This is a genomic window from Streptomyces mutomycini (genome assembly GCF_001700505.1).
GTDB classification, from domain to species: domain Bacteria; phylum Actinomycetota; class Actinomycetes; order Streptomycetales; family Streptomycetaceae; genus Streptomyces; species Streptomyces mutomycini.
Genome location: NZ_MAPV01000111.1, coordinates 1 through 19373, shown reverse-complemented (window position 1 = coordinate 19373; position 19373 = coordinate 1). Strand labels below are relative to the sequence as shown.

Below are 19373 nucleotides of genomic sequence, written 5' to 3'. Positions count from 1 at the left end.
TTGTACATGCAACGCCGCATCCACGGCGTCGCCCCCGGCCGCGTACACACCGCGCCACAGCCCTGACGTCGCACCCACGAGGAGCGTGCCCATGACCGCCCGTCCGATTTCCGAGACCGTTGCCTCGCTGATGCCCCGCGCGAAGACGGAGCTCGCCGAGCTGGTGGCCTTCCGGTCGGTGGCGGACCCCGCGCAGTTCCCGAGGAGCGAGTGCGAGGCGGCAGCCGGCTGGGTCGCCGACGCGCTCCGCGCCGAGGACTTCCAGGACGTCGCCCTGCTCGACACCCCGGACGGAACGCAGTCGGTGTACGGCTACCTGCCCGGTCCCGCGGGCGCGCCCACGGTGCTGCTCTACGCGCACTACGACGTGCAGCCGCCGCTGGACGAGTCCGCCTGGCTCTCCCCGCCGTTCGAGCTGACCGAGCGCGACGGCCGCTGGTTCGGCCGGGGTGCCGCGGACTGCAAGGGCGGCTTCATCATGCACCTGCTCGCGCTGCGCGCCCTCAGGGCGAACGGCGGCGTCCCGGTCTCCGTCAAGGTGATCGCGGAGGGCTCCGAGGAGCAGGGCACCGGCGGCCTCGAACAGTACGCCGAGGCGCACCCGGAGCTGCTGGCCGCCGACACGATCGTCATCGGTGACACGGGCAACTTCCGCGTCGGGCTGCCCACCGTCACCGCGACTCTCCGGGGCATGACCATGCTGCGGGTGCGGCTGGACACCCTTGAGGGAAATCTGCACTCCGGGCAGTTCGGCGGAGCGGCCCCGGACGCCCTGGCCGCGATGATCCAGCTGCTGGCGTCCCTGCGGGCCGCGGACGGCACGACGACGGTGGACGGGCTCACGACCGACGCGGAGTGGGACGGACTGCAGTACCCGGAGGGCGAGTTCCGCAAGGATGCCAAGGTCCTCGAAGGTGTGGAGCTGATCGGCACGGGGACGGTCGCCGACCGCATCTGGGCGCGGCCCGCGGTCACCGTCATCGGCATCGACTGCCCGCCCGTCGTCGGGGCCACCCCGTCGCTGCAGGCGAGCGCGCGGGCTCAGGTCAGCCTGCGGGTGCCGCCGGGCCAGGACGCCGCCGAGGCGACGAGGCTGCTGACCGCCCACCTCGAGTCCCACGCCCCCTGGGGCGCCCGGGTCTCCGTCGAACAGGTCGGCCAGGGGCAGCCGTTCCGCGCCGACATCACCAGCCCCGCCTACACGTCGATGGCCGAGGCCATGCGGCTCGCGTACCCGGGTGAGGAGATGCAGTCCTCGGGAATGGGCGGCTCCATCCCGCTCTGCAACACGCTGGCGGCGCTGTACCCGCAGGCGGAGATCCTGCTCATCGGGCTGAGCGAGCCCGAGGCCCAGATCCACGCGGTGAACGAGAGCGTGTCCCCCGGCGAGCTCGAGCGGCTCTCGGTCGCGGAGGCACTGTTCCTGCGGAACTACGCGGAGTCCAAGAAGGGCTGAGGTGCGGCGCGGGCACGCGGAGCAAGCGTGTACGGGGGCCGCGCGGGCACGCCGGGTACGCGCTGAGCGAAGTCGCCAGGAGCAGATCTCGGGGAGACGACCGGCCTGCCGCCCGTACGTTCACCGTATGGACTGCGTCGAGGTACTCCCGCAACTGCACATGTTCCGGTTCCCGGTCGCCCAGGCGTACCTCTGGCGGGACGGCGCGGACCTGACCCTGATCGACGCGGGTGATGTGAACGCGGCGGCCGCCATCGAGAACGGTGTGCGCGGGCTCGGTCAGGACCCGGCCGGGATCCGGCGGATCGTCCTCACCCACGGCCACCGCGACCACTACGGCGCCGCGCAGGAGCTCGCGGACAGACACGGCGCCGAGATCATGGCGCACCGGCTGGACGCACCGGCCGTCCGGGGTGAGAGGCGCGTTCCCGAGCCCGTCCTGCACGACTGGGAACGTCCCCTGTACGACCGTGCGCTGACGGTCCCAGAGGCACCACCCACCCGGGTCGACCGCGAACTCACGGACGGCGACGAACTCCCGTTCGGGGGCGGTGCCCGGGTGGTGCACAGCCCCGGGCACACCCCCGGCTCCATCGGCATTCACCTGCCCCGCCACGACGTGCTGTTCACCGGCGACGCCGTGGCCGGGGTGGGCGGGGTGATGCTGGGCGTGTTCAACACCGACCACGTGCAGGCCGAGGCGTCCTTCCGCCGTCTGGCTGCACTCGGCCCCGCCGTCGCCTGCTTCGGCCACGGTGATCCGCTGGCCATCGACGCCCGGTCGCCCGGTTCGCCGGACCGCTGAGAGCTCGGCCGGGGAGCCGGCGGCGATCACCCACTGCCGCGTTGAGTCCGGCCCGGGTTCGCCGCACGTCGCTCGCCCGTCAGCCGGGGCGGACAACGGCCCGATGTGATGCGCGCTCCCGGTGATCACGCCCTGAGGCAGCCCGGTCCGTGGCAGGATGGCCGCACGTCGGCCCGTAGGGCCGATACCGCGCAGCCGTCCGAATGGGCGGAGGGAGTGCGCGCAGAGCGACGCCGGGGAGCTGGGACGTGGTCGCCTTCTACTCCTCCGCGCTGGACGGAGTCGCCGCCAACCCTGCCCTTCCCACGCACCTGCTGCTACGGCTGATCGCCTTCGACGGCGGTGGCGAAGGCCCGCCCTTCCAAGCCCTCCACCGGCCGGGACTGCCCGAGCAGGCCGTGGCGGCCGTCCTCGCCCACCCGGTACTGAACACGCGGGTCCAGTTCGCGAGGAGCGGCCAGGCGGAGCCCGGGCAGCGCGCCCGGCTCGCGGTCGACCCTTCCCCCGAGGTGCGAGCCACCGTCGCTTACGGACCCGAGTGGACCCACGATCCCCGGAAGAAGGTCCGCCCGCTGCCGGACGCCGTGTGCGCGCGCCTCCTGGCAGACTCCGAACCGTCCGTACGGAGCGCACTGTTGGACTCGCCTCACCTGGCTCCGTCCTTCCTCGTCTCCCTGGCCCGGCATCCCGATCCGGCCGCACGACGTGCCGCCCTGCGCCTCTGGGACGACCTGTCGGCGGACGCGCACACCGCGCTGCTCGGCGACCCCGACCCCGAGGTACGGCGGTCGGCCGCACTCCGCGCGTGTACCCACGACGCGCGGCTCACGGCGGCGCTGCTCCGCGACCCGACCGCCCTGCCCGTGGCGCTGCGCCGGGGGCTCCTTCGCCACGCGGACGCCGAACGGTTGCTGTCCGAGGGCGTCCACCTGGCCGAACTCGCCAGGAATCCGTCCCTGCCCGCCGACCTCGTGGACCTGCTCGCGGTCGACCCCGACGACGGAGTGCGGCTGGCCGTCTCCCTCCGGCCCGAGCTGACCGAAGCCCGTCGCGCCGCAATCGACTTCACGGTTGCCCCTCACGCACGGGGTGACGTGGACTGGGTGGCGGCCGGCATCGCCGATCAGGACGTTCTGCGCCGGGCCGCGACCTCCGCCCATCCTCTGCTGCGCCGCGCCGCGGCTCGCAGCCCCCTGCTGCCACCCGATCTCCTGCGGCTCCTGGCCGAGGACACGGACGACATCGTGCGCACCCACCTGGCCGTGTATCACCCGGACACCCCGGAGCACGTCCTGATGAGCGTGTACGCACGGCTCGGCGGGACGTTCTCCGCCTGGATGACGACCGGCCACCCCCGCTTCCCCCGCGAAGGGCTCGCAGCCCGCTTCGCGGACCACCCGGACGGGACCTACCGGCAGTTGGCCGTCCGCGACCCCGCCGCCGGCCCCGGTCTGATCGAGAGGCTCAGCCACGACCCGGACACATGGACTCGGCAGGCAGCGGCCGCCGACCCCCGCCTGCCGCTCCCCCGGCTCCTCGAGGCGCTCACCCTGCCCGAGCTGGCCCGCAGCGCGGGAGCCAACCCGGCCCTACCCCCGAGTGAGATGGCCCTGGTCATGGACGAGGCCGGGGTGCCCGCATGACGACGGACGCCCGTCTGTGACCCCACGCGTCGGGGTGCTTCCACAGGCCGGGGAGAGGCAGACCGGCGATGAATTCCGTGGTGGTCCGCCGGAGGCTACCGGCCGCCCACGGGCACCCCGGCCTCCAGGTTCAGCACGGTGGACCGCTCGCGGGCGCGCAGGGCCCATCGGAGCCTCTCGAAGCGGGTCGGCGGGAGCATTCCGGCCGCCTCCTCCTCGGTGACGAACCGCCAGCCGCGCAGTTCCGAACCGGGCAGCAGCAGCCGAGCGGCCTGTTCGCCGCACAGCCGGCCGCCGTCGAACAGGAAGCGCAGCCCCCCGTACGCGGGCGGCTTCGGCTCCTCCCAGTCGACCACCAGGAGCCTCGGAGCCGTGTCCAGACGGAGCCCCAGCTCCTCGGCGACCTCCCGCATCCCGGCCTGCGCCGGGGCCTCTCCGCGCTCGACCACACCGCCCGGGAACTCCCAGCCGGGCTTGTAGGTGGGGTCGACCAGCAGCACCCGGTCCTGTTCGTCGAAGAACAGCACCCCCGACGCGACGGTCTCCGCACGCGGCTCGGGTGTCTGGACTATCCCGCACTCCCCTGCCGCACCGGTGCGCAGTGCCTCGGCGATCCGCTCGGCCGTCTCGTACGGGGTGAGCGCGCTGGTGTCGATCGTGTGGGCGTCCGCGGTGATCCACTCGAGAGCTGCCCGGTAGGGCTCGATGTGCTCGTAGGCCCACTGCCTGATCCGCTCGCTGTGCTCGGGGTCGTCGGCGCATTCCTCGCGTTCGGCGATCCGTCTCCGCAGGATCGTTTCCTCAGGTGAGAGCAGTACATGGCGGACCGGTATGCGCCGGGAGGCGAGCCCGCCGAAGATCTCGTCACGGTAGTCCTGCCGCAGCAGCGTCATCGGTACCACCAGCACCCCGGAGAGTTCGGCCAGGAGCGCGGCGGCCGTATCGACCACCAGGCGCCGCCATATGGGCAGGTCCTGGAAGTCGGTCACTTCGGCGAGCTTCTTCTGGGGAAGCAGTTCGCGCAGTCCCCCGCCGATCAGTTCGGGGTCGTAGAAGGTGCTGTTCGGGATCAGATCGATCAGTGCGCACGCGGCGCTGGTCTTGCCCGCACTGAACGCACCGTTGATCCAGACGATCACGGGTCCCCCCTCTTCCGTAGCCCCCTGTGGCTTGCCCGCAACACCCCGCTCCGGAAACCCCGCCGGGGCGACACGGTTGCGCCGGCGGCGCTCGTCGGCGCGTTTCCCTCTGCGGGCTCGGGTGGCCGCGCCGTCGAAACGAGGGTGGCCGGACGTCGTCGGAGCAGGCATTCACCGGAACGACGGGGGGTAGCGCGGCACAGCACTTGAGCGGTTCCCCGGGGAGGGCCACAGCCGGCCCGCGAGGGAGTTCGCGGCTGCCCGCTGCGGCGAGGGCCTGACCGCCGAGGTCCTGACGGATCTGGAGGAGGGCGGCTTCCTGGTGGCGGTGCCCCGCAGCCCTCGGACCGGGGCCGCCCGAGCCGGAGGGGCCCGGCTACGGGGCGGCTACGGCCCGCAGGCCGTTCGGGGCTCCGGAACGGGCCGTCCAGGCCGCGGCCGCGGCGCCGACCAGGCCCGCGTCGGCGCCCATGACCGCGGAGGTCACCGTCAGGCCCTGGACGAAGGACAGCGTCGCGTAGTCGCGCAGGGACGCGCGCAGTGGGGCGAAGAGCACCTCGCCCGCGCCGGCGACTCCCCCTCCGATGACGGCGATGTCGATGTCGGCCAGAGTGGCGGTGGCGGCGATCCCGGCCGCGAGAGCCTGGGCGGCCCGCTCGAAGGAGGCGGCCGCGACCGGGTCTCCCGCCCGGGCCGCGGCGGCCACCGCGGCGGCGGTCGCATCACCGTCGTGGCCAGGGCGCCAGCCGTTGTCCAGGGCCCGCCGGGCGATGTTGGGCCCGCTGGCGAGGCGCTCCACGCAGCCGCGCGCCCCGCAGGGGCAGGGGTCGCCGTCCAGATCGACGCTGATGTGGCCGATGTGGCCGGCGTTGCCCGAGGGGCCGGGGTGCAGCTTTCCGCCGAGTACGAGGCCACCGCCGACGCCGGTGGAGACGACCAGGCACAGCGCGTTGTCGTAGCCCCGGGCGGCGCCCAGCCAGTGCTCGGCCGCAGTCATCGCGACCCCGTCCCCTACGAGCGTGACCGGCAGCCCGCCCGTTTCCGCGGCGACCCGGTCCACCAGCGGGAATCCGCGCCAGCCCGGGACGTTGACCGGACTGACCGTGCCGGACGAGGCGTCCACGGGCCCCGCGCTGCCGATGCCGGCCGCGCGTGCCCGGTGCCACAGCGGGGAGGCCGTCAGCTCCGCCAGGACAGCGCTCACCGCGCCCATCACGGCCTCGGCACCCTCACGGGCCGGCGTCGGGCGCTGCGCCCGCACGAGAAGGGATCCGCCTCCGTCGACCAACGCCCCGGCGATCTTTGTACCGCCGATGTCGAGCGCGGCGACGAGGTCGGTATGCATCGGTGTGGACACTCCGGAGGGGTGAGGCGCAGGACCTGCGGCTTCAGACAGATGGTCCGGCCAGTCTCCATTCTCTTGACAACGTTGTCCAGGGCCTATGCTCGACGCCACAGTATCCGGCACCTCCCCGGCACCGCCGACGGAGCCCGGAACCACCCGTTCCCGACGACAGGACAGCGCACCGTGGCCGAGACCGCCCGCCACCCTTCCGAGTCCCGCTACGGCAACAGGCCGACCATGAAGGACGTGGCGGCCCGTGCCGGAGTAGGCCTCAAGACGGTCTCCCGCGTGGTGAACAGCGAACCCGGCGTCACCCCTGACACCGAGCGCCGCGTCCACGAGGCCATCGACGCACTCGGGTTCCGCCGCAACGACAGCGCGCGTGTCCTGCGCAAGGGCCGCACCGCGTCCATCGGCCTTGTGCTCGAGGACCTCGCGGACCCGTTCTACGGCCCGCTGAGCCGCGCCGTCGAGGAGGTCGCCCGCGCGCACGGCGCGCTGCTGATCAACGGCTCCAGCGCCGAGGACCCGGAGCGCGAGCAGGAACTCGTCCTCGCGCTCTGTGCCCGACGGGTGGACGGACTCATCGTGATCCCGGCCGGCGACGACCACCGTTATCTGGAACCCGAGATGAAGGCGGGCATCGCCACCGTGTTCGTCGACCGTCCGGCGGGCCGGGTCGACGCGGACATGGTCCTGTCCGACAGCTTCGGCGGAGCGCGCGCGGGCGTCGCCCACCTCGTCGCCCACGGCCACCGCCGGATCGGCTTCATCGGCGACCAGCCGCGCATCCACACCGCCACGGAACGCCTGCGCGGGTACCACGCGGCCCTGACCGACGCCGGGATCACGGTCGAGGACTCCTGGGTGTCCCTCGGCCCGACCGACCCGGCCCGGGTCCGGGCCGCCGCCGAAGCCATGCTGGCCGGCCCCGAGCCGGTGACGGCGCTCTTCGCGGGCAACAACCGGGTGACGGTCACCGCCGTCCGCGTCCTCGCAGAGTGCGACCGCCGGATCGCCCTGGTCGGCTTCGACGACATCGAGCTGGCCGACCTGCTCGGCATCACGGTGATCTCGCAGGATGCCGCGACGGTCGGCCGTACAGCGGCGGAACACCTGTTCCGCCGGCTCGACGGCGCCGCTCATCCCCCCGTCAGGGTGGAGCTCCCGACCCGGCTCGTCCCGCGCGGCTCGGGGGAGATCCCGCCCGCGTGACCGCTTACGGCGCCGTCACGGTCAGCCCGCCGCGGCGGGGCGAGGCGAAGCCGTCCAGGCCGGCGCGGGTGAGACCGGTGAGGGCCTCGACCTCCGCGGTGTCCAGGGCGCCGCAGTCGATGCCTCGGAGCAGATAGCCGCTGAGCGCCTTCGCGGTCGCGGGCTCGTCCATGACGTCCCCGCCGGCCTTGGCCACGTATGCGGCGAGCCGGGACGCGGCCTGGCCGAGGCCCTCGCGATAGAAGGTGTAGACGGCGGCGTAGCGGGTCGGCAGGTGCCCCGGGTGCATGTCCCAGCCCTGGTAGTAGGCGCGGGCCAGGGCGCGGCGGGTGAGGCCGTGGTGCAGGCGCCAGGCGTCGTGGACCTGCTCGGTGGGGCCGACGGGCAGCACGTTGGTGGAGCCGTCGCAGACCCGCACACCGGTGCCCGCGGCGGCGACCTGCATGACGGCCTTCGCGTGGTCGGCGGCGGGATGGTCGCCGGCCTGGTAGGCGGGGCTGACGCCGACACAGGCGCTGTAGTCGAAGGTCCCGTAGTGCAGTCCGGTCGCCCTGCCCCGCGCGGCGTCGATCATGCGGGCCACGGCGGCGGTGCCGTCCGCCGCCAGGATGGACTGGCTGGTCTCGATCTGGATCTCGAACCGGAGGCGTCCGGCGGGCAGACCGTGGGTCTCCTCGAAGGCCCCGAGCAGGCGCACGAAGGCGGTGACCTGCTCGGGGTACGTCACCTTGGGCAGCGTCAGCACGAGCCCTTCCGGGAGGCCCCCGGCCCGCATCAGGCCGGTGAGGAAGATGTCCGTGGTCCGGATGCCCCGGTCGCGTACGCCGGCTTCCATGCACTTCATCCGGATGCCCATGTACGGAGCTGCGGTGCCGCCCGCGTACGCCTCGGCGACCAGGCGTGCCGCGCGGGCGGCCGCCTCGTCCTCCTCGGCGTCGGAACGCGGCCCGTAGCCGTCCTCGAAGTCGATGCGCAGGTCCTCGACCGGCTCGCGCTCCAGTTTGGCGCGTACGCGGTCGTGGACGGGCTCCGCGAGTTCCTGCGGGATACCGAGGACAGAGGCGAGAGCGGCGGCGTCGGGGGCGTGCTCGTCGAGCGCCGCCAGGGCCTGGTCGCCCCAGGTGCGGAGGGTGGTGGGGGTGAAGCCGTCGGCGGGCACGTAGACGGTGTGGACGGGCTGGCGCGTGCCGGGGTCCCCCGGGTAGCGGCGGGCGAGTTCGGCGTCCACCGACGCCAGGGAGGCGTCGATCTCCTCACCGACCGTGCCGGCGAGGCTCGTTGCCACCTTCTCCTGCTGACCCATGACCGCATCCTCCACGTAATCGGTTTTTCCGCTTACCGGAATCCTTCATCCGCATAGTGAAGTTATAAGTCGCCTTGCCCCTGCGTCAATGGTGACCGGAAACGGCCCGGGGCCACGCGGTGAGAACACCACGCGGCCCCGGGCCGTCGTACGGGCAGAGCCCCTGCCGGGTCAGCCCTTGCGGGACTTGACCTCGTCGGTGAGCTGCGGGACGACGTTGAAGAGGTCACCGACGACGCCGTAGTCGACGAGGTCGAAGATCGGGGCCTCGGCGTCCTTGTTGACCGCGACGATGGTCTTCGAGGTCTGCATGCCGGCCCGGTGCTGGATCGCGCCGGAGATACCCGAGGCGATGTACAGCTGCGGGGAGACCGACTTGCCGGTCTGGCCGACCTGGTTGGTGTGCGGGTACCAGCCGGCGTCGACCGCGGCACGCGAGGCGCCGACGGCCGCACCCAGCGAGTCGGCGAGCGCCTCGATGACCGCGAAGTTCTCAGCGCCGTTGACGCCACGGCCGCCGGAGACGACGATCGCGGCCTCGGTCAGCTCCGGACGCCCGGTCGACTCACGCGGGGTGCGCGAGAGGACCTTGGTACCGGTGGCCGTGGCGGAGAAGGAGACCGTGAGGGCCTCGACGGCACCCGCGGCGGGGGCGGCCTCCACGGCGACCGAGTTCGGCTTGACCGTGATGACCGGAGTGCCCTTGGAGACACGGGACTTGGTGGTGTACGAGGCGGCGAACGCGGACTGCGTGGCGACCGGGCCCTGGTCACCGGCCTCCAGGTCGACGGCGTCGGTGATGATGCCGGAGCCGATGCGGAGCGCGAGGCGGGCCGCGATCTCCTTGGCCTCCGCGGAGGAGGGCAGCAGCACGGCGGCCGGGGACACCGCCTCGTACGCCGCCTGGAGCGCGTCCACCTTCGGTACGACGAGGTAGTCGGCGAACTCCGGCGCGTCGGCGGTCAGTACCTTGACCGCGCCGTGCTCGGCGAGCGCGGCTGCGGTGTCGGCGGCACCGTTGCCGAGGGCGACGGCGACCGGCTCGCCGATGCGGCGGGCGAGCGTCAGCAGCTCCAGGGTGGGCTTGCGGACGGCACCGTCCACGTGGTCGACATAGACGAGAACTTCAGCCATGGGACTTCAATCTCCTGCGTGCGAGGGAGTGCGGGGCGGTGGAGGTAACGGCCGGGGCTCAGATGAACTTCTGGCCCGCAAGGAACTCGGCCAGCTGCTTGCCGCCCTCGCCCTCGTCCTTGACGATCGTGCCCGCCGTGCGGGCGGGACGCTCGGCCGCCGAGTCGACCGCGGTCCAGGAGCCGCCCAGGCCGACCTCGTCCGCCTCGATCTCCAGGTCCTCGAGGTCCAGGGACTCCACCGGCTTCTTCTTGGCCGCCATGATGCCCTTGAACGACGGGTAGCGGGCCTCGCCCGACTGGTCGGTCACGGAGACCACGGCCGGCAAAGACGCCTCGAGCTGCTCGCTCGCGGAGTCGCCGTCGCGACGGCCCTTGACCGTGCCGTCCTCGACCGAGACCTCGGAGAGCAGCGTGACCTGCGGGACGCCGAGGCGCTCCGCGAGCAGCGCCGGGAGCACACCCATGGTGCCGTCCGTCGATGCCATGCCGCAGATGACCAGGTCGTAACCGGTCTTCTCCACAGCCTTGGCCAGGACCAGGGAGGTGCCGATGACGTCCGTGCCGTGCAGGTCGTCGTCCTCGACGTGGACGGCCTTGTCGGCGCCCATCGACAGCGCCTTGCGCAGCGCGTCCTTGGCGTCCTCCGGACCCACCGTGAGCACGGTGATCTCCGCGTCGTCCGCCTCGTCGGCGATCTGCAGTGCCTGCTCGACCGCGTACTCGTCGAGCTCCGACAGCAGACCGTCGACGTCGTCACGGTCCAGGGTCAGGTCATCGGCGAAGTGCCGGTCGCCGGTGGCGTCGGGCACGTACTTCACACAGACAACGATCCTCAAGCTCACGCCGGCTCTCCTACTGCATCGTCATTTCTGGGCTGCCTTGTTGCACGCAGCATAGGCGCCTTATCGGGCGGTTTCCGGTCGGGGCGACCCGGCTCCCGGTGAAATATTACTCGCCAGTACACCCATTACGTTACCCATAAGCAAGCGCTTGGAACTGTGACGTAGCCAACGGGACCGGTTCCCGCACGCCCCTGCTCGCCCTCAGTCTCGCAGAGCCGTGAAACGGCCCTGGTGGTAGACCAGCGGCCGGCCCCCTTCCGAGGGGTCCCCGGCCACCACCTCGGCGATCACGATGCGGTGGTCCCCGGCCGGAACCCGCGCCACCACCCGGCAGACCAGCCAGGCCACGACCCCGCCGAGCAGCGGCACCCCCTGGGGCCCCGCGCGCCAGTCGGTGGACGGGCCGAACCTGTCCGCGCCGCTGCGGGCGAACGTCTCGGCCAGTTCCTGCTGACCCTCGCCGAGTATGTGCACGCCCACGTGCTCCGCCTGTGAGACAACGGGCCAGCTCGAGGACGAGGTGCCCACCCCGAAGGAGATGAGCGGCGGATCGGCGGCTACGGAGTTGAGCGAGGTCGCGGTGAAGCCGGCCGGGCCCGCACCCGCGGCCGTGATCACGGCGACTCCGGCGGCGTGCTGCCGGAAGACCGAGCGGAGAAGGGCGGGGGCGGCCGCCGGGGACGTGGCGAGGTGGGGCGTGGCCGTCATGGGAAAGATCCTTCCGCGGGAGGCGTACGGGTCCGTGGGCTCGTCAGGCTCCCGGACAGCGCGCGCTCGCGTGGCGCACGAGATCGACATGGACCCGGCCGGAGAGAAGGTTTTCTGGCGGCATAGCGTCAGAGTGACGATGCGTGGTGTGCGCAGTCAAGTGTGTCCCGTCATGTGGGAGAAGCGTCACGGCCCGTCACATCGCGTGCCCCAGCGCGGCGACGACATCCGCCGTACGCGGCGGGCCCGCCGCCCTGCGCACGATGCGGCCCTCCGAGTCGAGCACCAGGACCGTGGGGGTCCGGCTGATACCGAGAGCGCGCACGAGGGCGAGATGCGCCTCGGCGTCGATCTCGACGTGGGTGACGCCCTCGACCATGCCGGCGACCTCCGCGAGGGTGCGCCGGGTGGCACGGCACGGCTGGCAGAAGGCGCTGGAGAACTGCACCAGCGTGGCCCGATCCCCCAGTTCCGCGCCGAGTTGGGCTGCGTCCAGCGTCTCGGCGGTCGTCCGCCCGTCCATCCCTGCCTCCCTCTCGGAGCTCCGCGCAAAGGGTCAGCATCCCGCGACCCCATTACATTCCCGCACTATTCACGTGACGAGAATCTCTCGCCCTGGGGCCTTTGGGGCTGGCCACGGCGTCGCGCATGGGGCACGATCGCCCCAATGCCGAAAACCTACGGCTGCGTAACTTCCGCCGGGAGAACCCTCCCCAGGCATTGAAGAAGGGTCTTCATCCAGATGGCAGAGCTCGTCTATCGGCCGGTCATCGGCGCCGCTCGCACGCTGTTCAAGGCGCTCGACCTGAAGATCGACACCCAGGGTTCGGAGCACATCCCGAAGACCGGTGGCGCGGTTCTGGTCAGCAACCACATCAGCTATCTGGACTTCATCTTCACCGGACTCGGCGCCCTGCCCCAGAAGCGGCTCGTCCGCTTCATGGCGAAGGAGTCGGTGTTCCGGCACAAGGTGTCCGGTCCGCTGATGCGCGGCATGAAGCACATCCCGGTCGACCGCAACCAGGGCGAGGACGCCTACGCGCACGCGCTGGCGTCGCTGCGCGCCGGGGAGATCGTCGGCGTGTTCCCCGAGGCCACCATCTCGCAGTCCTTCACCCTGAAGAGCTTCAAGTCGGGTGCCGCGCGGCTGGCCCAGGAGGCCGGCGTACCGCTGATCCCGATGGCCCTGTGGGGCACCCAGCGGGTGTGGACCAAGGGGCGCCCGCGCAATTTCCGGCGCAGCCACACCCCGATCACCATTCGCGTGGGCGAGGCCGTGGAGGCCCCGGCCGACCAGTACGCGGGCGCGATCACCCGTCGGCTGCGTGAGCGCGTGCAGGAGCTCCTGGAGGCGGCGCAGCGCGCCTATCCGGTGCGCCCCAAGGACGCGGCCGACACCTGGTGGGTTCCCGCGCACCTCGGCGGTACCGCGCCGACGCCCGCGGAGGCACGCGAGCTGGGCTGACCCGGCGCGCCCGCGCGTGGGCGGACGAAACGTCACGCCGGCGCGTGGAGCGTGGTCCGCACCCCGGGACTGAGCTTCTCGAGCGACTCGATGAGCTCGGTGGCCGCGGCCACGAGTTCCGAGGACTTCATGGGAGCAAGGGCCTCCAGGAGGAAGACGGCGTTCACCGATTCCTCGGTGAGGCGGGTGCGCGCGCCCTGGCGCCAGTTCCACCGCCGGCAGGTGACGGCTTCGTCGTCGCACCAGACGACCTCGCCGGGCTCGGGGTGCTCCACGGCATCCTCCCCGCCGGCCACGGTGGGGAACCGCTCGAGGCCGGTCGCGCGCACGAGCCGCATCGCGCCCCTGATCCGGTCGGTGTCCTCGCCCCCGACCGGGAGCAGGTGGGCGACGCTGACCGCGTTGTAGGCGTCGACCAGGCGGTTGATGCGCGGCAGCCCCGCATTGGTGAGCGCGCGCCTGGCGAGGGCCTCCGCCGAGTTGCGGGTACGGGAGGGCTTGGCGCCGAAAGCGGCGTACATCTCACGCCAGGCGGCTACATGCGGGTCCTCGTGGGGGGCCCGTGCACCGAGCCGCCCTGCCAGCCTGTGGGCAGCGTCGTCCAGCAGCGCCGAACTGGTCTCGTCGCTGGGCCCGTTGACCAGGCCGCGCGCCTCCACGGCGAGGTGGGTGAAGCCCGGGGCCAGGCTGCGGACCTCGTCGGAGATCGTGATGGTGAGGGTCATCGTCTGCCTTACTTCGGGGCGGTCGGGTCCGCGGCCCGGCGGCGCTGCCTGGCCTGCGAGGGCTCGGACTCACAGCGCGGTGGGGAGCTTCAGGGACAGCTCATCCCGATCGCCGGAGCTCCGGAGCGCGTGGAGCACCGCCGGATTCGGTACGTCATACACTACCGGATAGTCCACTTCATTGAACTGTCGCCGCGGCACCCACGCCAACCGCTCCTCCGCCGCCGAGAACTGGGCGTCGATACCGCCCGTATTGCCACGCGGATCCTGCCGCACCCACCGCTCCCACCCGGGAAGCCGCACCGCGACCAGGCCGTGGACGACCGGATCCGCACCGTCGCTCCCGGCGAGCCGCTGATAACAGAGTCCCGCGTGAATGCCCGCCGCCCGCAGCAGGGCGGTCAGGGCATGCGACTTGGCATGACAAATGCCCGTGCGGGCCGCGAGGACGTCGGACGCGCGCCAGGTGACCCGCGGGTCCCCCGCGTCCATCGAGTGAGGGATGGTGTCGCGCACGAACACATAGGCGGCTGACGCGTATACATATGCATCGACCGTCGTGGAGCCGAGCCGCTCGGACACCTCCCTCACCAAGGGGTGGCGATGGTCGATGACCTCGTCTTCGGCGAGATAGGCGGAGAGTTCGGGGACGTGCTGGATCAGCTCCATACCCGCGGAGCGTAGCGAAGCGGCCGACCGGATGCAAGCATTTCCAGTCGACCGCATATCTATGCCACTACTGCCGTGCCATCTCCTCCTTGAGCGCCAGCACGAAGTCGTCGACGTCGTCCTCGCGGGTGTCGAAGGCACACATCCAGCGGACGTCTCCGGCCTTCTCGTCCCAGAAGTAGAACCGGAACCGCTTCTGCAGCCGTTCGGTCACCTCGTGCGGCAGCCGCGCGAAAACCGCGTTGGCCTGGACCGGGTGGAGGATCTCCACGCCGTCCACCGTCCGGACCCCTTCTGCGAGCCGCTGGGCCATGGCGTTGGCATGGCGTGCGTTGCGCAGCCAGAGGTCCCGCGCGAGCAGCGCCTCGAGCTGGACCGAGACGAAGCGCATCTTGGAGGCGAGCTGCATCGACAGCTTGCGCAGGTGCTTCATGGCCCGGACGGCGTCCGGGTTCAGGACGACCACGGCCTCGCCGAATAGCGCACCGTTCTTGGTACCGCCGAAGGAGAGGACGTCGACGCCGACCGTGTTGGTGAACGTACGCATCGGCACGTCCAGCGATGCGGCGGCGTTGGCTATCCGGGCCCCGTCGAGGTGCACCTTCATACCGCGCTCATGGGCGTGGTCGCAGATGGCGCGGATCTCCTGCGGCGTGTAGACGGTGCCGAGCTCGGTGTTCTGCGTGATCGACACGACCTGCGGCATCGCGCGGTGCTCGTCGTCCCAGCCATACGCCTCGCGGTCGATGAGCTCCGGCGTGAGCTTGCCGTCCGGGGTGGGCACGGTGAGCAGCTTCAGCCCGCCCACCCGCTCCGGCGCCCCGCCCTCGTCCACGTTGATGTGGGCGGACTCGGCGCAGATCACCGCACCCCAGCGGTCGGTCAGCGCCTGGAGGGCGACGACGTTGGCTCCCGTGCCGTTGAAGACGGGGAAGGCTTCGGCGGTGGGGCCGAAGTGGCTGTGCATGATCCTCTGGAGGTGCCCGGTGTAGTCGTCCTCGCCGTAGGCGACCTGGTGGCCACCGTTGGCGAGGGCGAGGGCTGCGAGGACCTCCGGGTGCGCACCCGCGTAGTTGTCACTGGCGAAACCGCGTACCTGCGGATCGTGATGACGTCGCGCATCGGTCCTTACGGTTGCGGGGTCAGCCACAGACGCTTTCCGTTCACTTCTCCGGCGGGCATGTCCCAGACTCCGGCGATGGCCTCGGCCAGCTCCGTTACGTCCGTGAAGCCCGCGAACTTCGCATTGGGACGCTCGGCGCGCATCGCGTCGTGCACCAGTGCCTTGACCACCAGGATCGCAGCAGCCGCGGTCGGCCCCGATTCGCCCCCCGCCTTGCGGAAGGCGTCGGCCATGGCGAGCGTCCACGCCTCGGCCGCCGCCTTGGACGCGGAGTAGGCCGCGTTGCCGGCGGTGGGGCTGCTGGCACCGGCCGCGCTGATCAGCACGTACCGGCCCCGGTCACTGCGCTGGAGGACGTCGTGGAAGGCGAGCGAGGTCGACTGGACCGTGCGGATCAGCAGCTTCTCGAGGAAGTCCCAGTCGGCCAGGCTGGTGTCCGCGAACCCGGAGCCGCCGCGCCACCCACCGACGAGGTGGACCAGGCCGTCGACGCGGCCGAATTCCTTCTCCGTCTTGAGCGCCCATTCCCGCGCGGCTCCCGGATCGAGCAGGTCGACCGTGTCGCCGGTGACGGTCGCTCCGCCGTGTGCGTAGCGCGCGGCGTCGACCGCTTCCACGAGCCGCTCGGGGTTGGCGTCGGAGGCCACCACGGTCGCGCCCGCCTCGGCGAGCCTGAGCAGGGTGGCGCGCCCCGCCGGCCCCGCCGCTCCGGCCACCGCGATCACGGCGCCCTCGAGCACGCCGCTGTCGGTCACGCCTGTTGCGTTCATCGCCACCGCCTCCTCAGAACCCTCGCTCATGCGGCTGCCCGCCCGGCGTCCGCGGCGGTGATCCCCTTGGTGGAGGCGATCACGTGCTTCAGCTTTTTGGAGAGCGCCTCATAGAACATGCTCAGGGGAAACTCGTCCGGAAGCACGTCGTCGACGAGCTTGCGGGGCGGCAGACTGAGGTCGAGCGCGTCCGGGCCCTTGGCCCAGCGGGATCCCGGGTGGGGTGCGAGGTAGGTCGCGACCAGGTCGTACGCGGCGAACCAGTGCACGAGCTTGGGGCGGTCGATGCCGTCGCGGTAGAGCTTCTCGATCTCTCCGCAGAGCTGGTTGGTGACCTGCGGGGCGCGGGCCCAGTCGATCTTGAGGGTGTTGTCGGTCCAGCGGACCACGTCGTGCTTGTGGAGGTAGGCGAAGAGGAGCTGACCGCCGAGCCCGTCGTAGTTGCGCACGCGCTCACCGGTGACGGGGAAGCGGAACATCCGGTCGAAGAGCACGGCGAACTGGACGTCCCGGCCCTGGCCGAAACCGTCGGCCTCCAGCTTCACGGCCTCCTTGAAGGCGGTGAGGTCGCAGCGCAGCTCCTCGAGTCCGTACATCCAGAACGGCTGGCGCTGCTTGATCATGAAGGGGTCGAACGGGAGGTCGCCGTGGCTGTGGGTGCGGTCGTGGACCATGTCCCAGAGCACGAAGGCCTGCTCGCAGCGCTCCTGGTCGCCGATCATCTCGCGGATGTCGTCAGGCAGCTCGACACCCAGCAGGTCGACGGACGCCTCGGTCACACGGCGGAAACGGGCGGCCTCACGGTCGCAGAAGATGCCGCCCCAGCTGAAGCGCTCCGGGGCCTCGCGCACGGCGATGGTCTCGGGGAAGAGCACGGCGGAGTTCGTGTCGTACCCCGAGGTGAAGTCCTCGAAGGTGATGCCGCAGAACAGCGGGTTGTCGTAACGGGTCGCTTCGAGGTCGGCGAGCCACTCGGGCCAGACCATCCGCAGCACGACGGCTTCCAGATTGCGGTCCGGGTTGCCGTTCTGCGTGTACATCGCGAACACGACCAGGTGCTGGAGGCCGTCCGCGCGGTTCCTGGCCGGCTGGAAGGCGAGCAGGGAGTCGAGGAAGTCCGGGACTCCGAAGCCGTCCGCGGCCCAGCGGCGCAGGTCGTCGACCAGCGCGCGGTGGTAGGCGGCGTCGTGCGGGAGCAGCGGGGAGAGCTGCTCGACCGCGTCGATCACCCGGCCGATGACGGCACCGGCGGATTCGGCGGAGGGAGCACCGTCGGCCGCGAAGTCGATCGACCCGTCCTCGGACTGCCAGGGGCGGAACTCCTCCACGGCGCTCTTGAGCGCGGGCCAGGCCGGGTGCTCCACGACCCGCTGGGCAGCAGCTATCGCACCGGTGGTGGTCGCATGCTCAAGAATTTCCGTCATAGCACTTCCTTCACGGGAGAACCTCGCGTCAAGCAACCGTATCCATGAGCGGTTCCTTCAGACAAGTGGGGGCCAGAAAATTATCCTGCCGCACCTCATTGTCACCGTTATTTTTCCTGTCACACATCGGTGCGACAACTTCTTCCGCCGGACTGCAGGGCAGAGGCCATCCTGCACGCGAGACCTGCTTCCCTGGGGGTAGGAGCCGCACGCGGGGCGTACACGACGGACGGAAGCAGGAGTGCCTTGACTTTTCTCACCATCGGTCATCGCGGGGTCATGGGTGTCGAGCCGGAGAACACACTGCGCTCGTTCACGCACGCGGAGCAGGCCGGCATGGACGCCGTGGAACTGGACCTGCATCTGAGCAAGGACGGCGCGCTCGCGGTGATGCACGACGCCGCCGTGGACCGCACGACGGACGGGCGGGGGCTGATCGCCGAGAAGACGATGGCGGAGCTCCGGGAGCTCGACGCCGGGCAGGGCGAACGGGTGCCCGTCTTCGAGGAGGTGCTCGACGCGATCGGCTCGCCCCTCCAGGCCGAGATCAAGGACGTCGCGGCCGCGAGGGCGCTGGCCGAGGTGATGCTGCGGCGCGATCTGGCCGGCCGCGTCGAGGTGTCCTCGTTCCACGACGAGGCGGTCGCCGAGATCGCGCAGCTGGTCCCCGGCGTGCGTACGGTGCTCATCGCCAGCCGCTGGGACGGCGACGTGGTGGACCGGGCGAAGGCGGTGGGCGCGGCGACGCTCGCCCTGAACATCCGGCGCCTCACCCTCGAGGTGGTCGAACTGGCGCACGCGGAAGGCCTGAAGGTGATCGGCTGGGTGGTGAACACCCCGGACCACCTGCGTCTCGCCCGTGCGCTGGACCTGGACGGCGCGACGACCGACCATCCGGAGATCCGGCGCGCGAGCCGCTTCACCGCCTGAGGTGCCCGGAGGGCAGCGCGGGGACCACCGCCTCCCGCGCCCGCTCTACAGGTTCTTGACCAGCAGCTCGAACGCGAGGTCGTCGCGCTGCGGGATGCCGAAGCGCTCGTCGCCGTACGGGAAGGGCGTCAGCTCACCCGTGCGGCGATAACCCCGTCGCTCGTACCAGGCGATCAGCTCCTCGCGCACGGAGATCACCGTCATGTGCATCTCCCTCGCGCGCCAGTCCTCTCGGGCCGTGCGCTCCGCCTCGGCGATGATCACCTTGCCGAGTCCGGCCCCCTGCAGCCCCGGGCTGACCGCGAACATGCCGAAGTACGCGGCCTCCCCCCGGTGTTCGAGCTGACAGCAGGCGACCGGCGCGCCGTCCCGCTCGGCGACGAGCACCCGTCCCGAGGGCGCCGCGAGCACCTCGCGCACCCCGTCGGCGTCGGTGCGCTGCCCCTGGAGGATGTCCGCCTCGGTGGTCCATCCGGCCCGGCTCGCATCGCCGCGGTAGGCGGACTCGACGAGTCGCACCAGGACCGGCACATCGTCCTCGGTCGCGTCGCGGAAGGTCAGTTCTGCCCGTGCTGCCGTAGCCGGTGCGATGTCCATGTGGCTCTTCTCCGGTGGTGTCCCGAGTGTGCTCCCCCGAGACTAACCCGGCCCCGACCGCGCCCCGCAGGCCCCGAA

At 71.4% G+C, this 19373-nt stretch carries 19 protein-coding genes; 6 read left to right on the top strand and 13 right to left on the bottom strand.

Annotation, left to right across the window (positions count from 1 at the left end; genetic code table 11):
- Nucleotides 1-91: 91 nt before the first annotated feature.
- The 3 genes from BFF76_RS16910 to BFF76_RS16900 all read left to right on the top strand — a co-directional run bounded on the left by BFF76_RS16910 (nucleotide 92) and on the right by BFF76_RS16900 (nucleotide 3904).
- Nucleotides 92-1456 carry a dipeptidase gene (locus BFF76_RS16910; RefSeq protein WP_065848527.1) on the top strand — a complete coding sequence of 455 codons (1365 nt, stop codon included), beginning with the start codon at nucleotides 92-94 and terminating at the stop codon, nucleotides 1454-1456.
- Nucleotides 1457-1583: 127 nt separating this feature from the next.
- Nucleotides 1584-2261, top strand: a complete 678-nt coding sequence (locus BFF76_RS16905) for an MBL fold metallo-hydrolase (RefSeq protein ID WP_065848526.1) — start codon at nucleotides 1584-1586, stop codon at nucleotides 2259-2261.
- Between the two features lie 248 nt (nucleotides 2262-2509).
- Nucleotides 2510-3904, top strand: a complete 1395-nt coding sequence (locus BFF76_RS16900) for a Mucin-2 (protein ID WP_065848525.1) — start codon at nucleotides 2510-2512, stop codon at nucleotides 3902-3904.
- Between the two features lie 95 nt (nucleotides 3905-3999).
- Here the strand turns inward: BFF76_RS16900 and BFF76_RS16895 are convergent, their stop codons facing one another.
- Both BFF76_RS16895 and BFF76_RS16890 read right to left on the bottom strand, forming a co-directional pair.
- Nucleotides 4000-5043, bottom strand: a complete 1044-nt coding sequence (locus BFF76_RS16895; protein ID WP_065848524.1) for an NUDIX domain-containing protein — start codon at nucleotides 5041-5043, stop codon at nucleotides 4000-4002.
- A gap of 376 nt (nucleotides 5044-5419) precedes the next feature.
- The gene (locus BFF76_RS16890) at nucleotides 5420-6388 is read right to left on the bottom strand and encodes an ROK family protein (protein ID WP_065848523.1); all 969 of its coding nucleotides are present in this window, start codon (nucleotides 6386-6388) and stop codon (nucleotides 5420-5422) included.
- A gap of 183 nt (nucleotides 6389-6571) precedes the next feature.
- Between BFF76_RS16890 and BFF76_RS16885 the strand changes: the two genes are divergently transcribed.
- Complete coding sequence (locus BFF76_RS16885) at nucleotides 6572-7603, top strand: LacI family DNA-binding transcriptional regulator (RefSeq protein WP_053929992.1); 1032 nt, start codon at nucleotides 6572-6574, stop codon at nucleotides 7601-7603.
- Between the two features lie 4 nt (nucleotides 7604-7607).
- On the opposite strand, the gene BFF76_RS16880 is transcribed toward BFF76_RS16885, so the two are convergent.
- The 5 genes from BFF76_RS16880 to BFF76_RS16860 all read right to left on the bottom strand — a co-directional run bounded on the left by BFF76_RS16880 (nucleotide 7608) and on the right by BFF76_RS16860 (nucleotide 12115).
- The gene (locus tag BFF76_RS16880; RefSeq protein ID WP_031096809.1) at nucleotides 7608-8906 is read right to left on the bottom strand and encodes a DUF6986 family protein; all 1299 of its coding nucleotides are present in this window, start codon (nucleotides 8904-8906) and stop codon (nucleotides 7608-7610) included.
- 171 nt (nucleotides 8907-9077) lie between these two features.
- Nucleotides 9078-10040: an electron transfer flavoprotein subunit alpha/FixB family protein gene (locus BFF76_RS16875; protein ID WP_065848522.1), complete on the bottom strand. Its 963-nt coding sequence runs from the start codon at nucleotides 10038-10040 to the stop codon at nucleotides 9078-9080.
- 58 nt (nucleotides 10041-10098) lie between these two features.
- Nucleotides 10099-10884, bottom strand: a complete 786-nt coding sequence (locus BFF76_RS16870; protein ID WP_031096812.1) for an electron transfer flavoprotein subunit beta/FixA family protein — start codon at nucleotides 10882-10884, stop codon at nucleotides 10099-10101.
- Nucleotides 10885-11085: 201 nt separating this feature from the next.
- A complete protein-coding gene (locus BFF76_RS16865) occupies nucleotides 11086-11592 on the bottom strand; it encodes a flavin reductase family protein (protein ID WP_053929990.1) in 507 nt (168 codons plus the stop codon).
- Between the two features lie 196 nt (nucleotides 11593-11788).
- A complete protein-coding gene (locus tag BFF76_RS16860; protein ID WP_031096816.1) occupies nucleotides 11789-12115 on the bottom strand; it encodes a TlpA family protein disulfide reductase in 327 nt (108 codons plus the stop codon).
- A 219-nt stretch (nucleotides 12116-12334) separates the two neighbouring features.
- Here BFF76_RS16860 and BFF76_RS16855 point away from each other — a divergent pair, with 219 nt between their 5' ends.
- Complete coding sequence (locus BFF76_RS16855) at nucleotides 12335-13057, top strand: lysophospholipid acyltransferase family protein (protein WP_031096817.1); 723 nt, start codon at nucleotides 12335-12337, stop codon at nucleotides 13055-13057.
- 32 nt (nucleotides 13058-13089) lie between these two features.
- On the opposite strand, the gene BFF76_RS16850 is transcribed toward BFF76_RS16855, so the two are convergent.
- From BFF76_RS16850 to BFF76_RS16830, 5 genes are all read right to left on the bottom strand, one after another.
- Nucleotides 13090-13782: a B3/B4 domain-containing protein gene (locus tag BFF76_RS16850; protein WP_065848521.1), complete on the bottom strand. Its 693-nt coding sequence runs from the start codon at nucleotides 13780-13782 to the stop codon at nucleotides 13090-13092.
- A gap of 69 nt (nucleotides 13783-13851) precedes the next feature.
- Nucleotides 13852-14451, bottom strand: a complete 600-nt coding sequence (locus BFF76_RS16845; RefSeq protein ID WP_065848520.1) for a transglutaminase-like domain-containing protein — start codon at nucleotides 14449-14451, stop codon at nucleotides 13852-13854.
- A 67-nt stretch (nucleotides 14452-14518) separates the two neighbouring features.
- The gene (locus tag BFF76_RS16840; protein WP_031096823.1) at nucleotides 14519-15601 is read right to left on the bottom strand and encodes a threonine aldolase family protein; all 1083 of its coding nucleotides are present in this window, start codon (nucleotides 15599-15601) and stop codon (nucleotides 14519-14521) included.
- Nucleotides 15580-16344, bottom strand: coding sequence for an SDR family NAD(P)-dependent oxidoreductase (locus BFF76_RS16835; protein ID WP_065848519.1), 765 nt, complete (start codon nucleotides 16342-16344; stop codon nucleotides 15580-15582). The genes BFF76_RS16840 and BFF76_RS16835 overlap by 22 nt, the downstream gene beginning before the upstream one ends.
- 26 nt (nucleotides 16345-16370) lie before the next feature.
- Nucleotides 16371-17768, bottom strand: a complete 1398-nt coding sequence (locus tag BFF76_RS16830; RefSeq protein WP_065848518.1) for a DUF6421 family protein — start codon at nucleotides 17766-17768, stop codon at nucleotides 16371-16373.
- Nucleotides 17769-18047: 279 nt separating this feature from the next.
- On the opposite strand from BFF76_RS16830, the gene BFF76_RS16825 reads away from it, so the two are divergent.
- Nucleotides 18048-18698, top strand: coding sequence for a glycerophosphodiester phosphodiesterase (locus BFF76_RS16825; protein ID WP_065848517.1), 651 nt, complete (start codon nucleotides 18048-18050; stop codon nucleotides 18696-18698).
- A 45-nt stretch (nucleotides 18699-18743) separates the two neighbouring features.
- Here BFF76_RS16825 and BFF76_RS16820 read toward each other — a convergent pair whose 3' ends face one another.
- Nucleotides 18744-19295 (bottom strand): GNAT family N-acetyltransferase, encoded by a 552-nt coding sequence (locus BFF76_RS16820; RefSeq protein WP_031096831.1) that lies wholly within the window; start codon nucleotides 19293-19295, stop codon nucleotides 18744-18746.
- Nucleotides 19296-19373 lie beyond the last annotated feature (78 nt).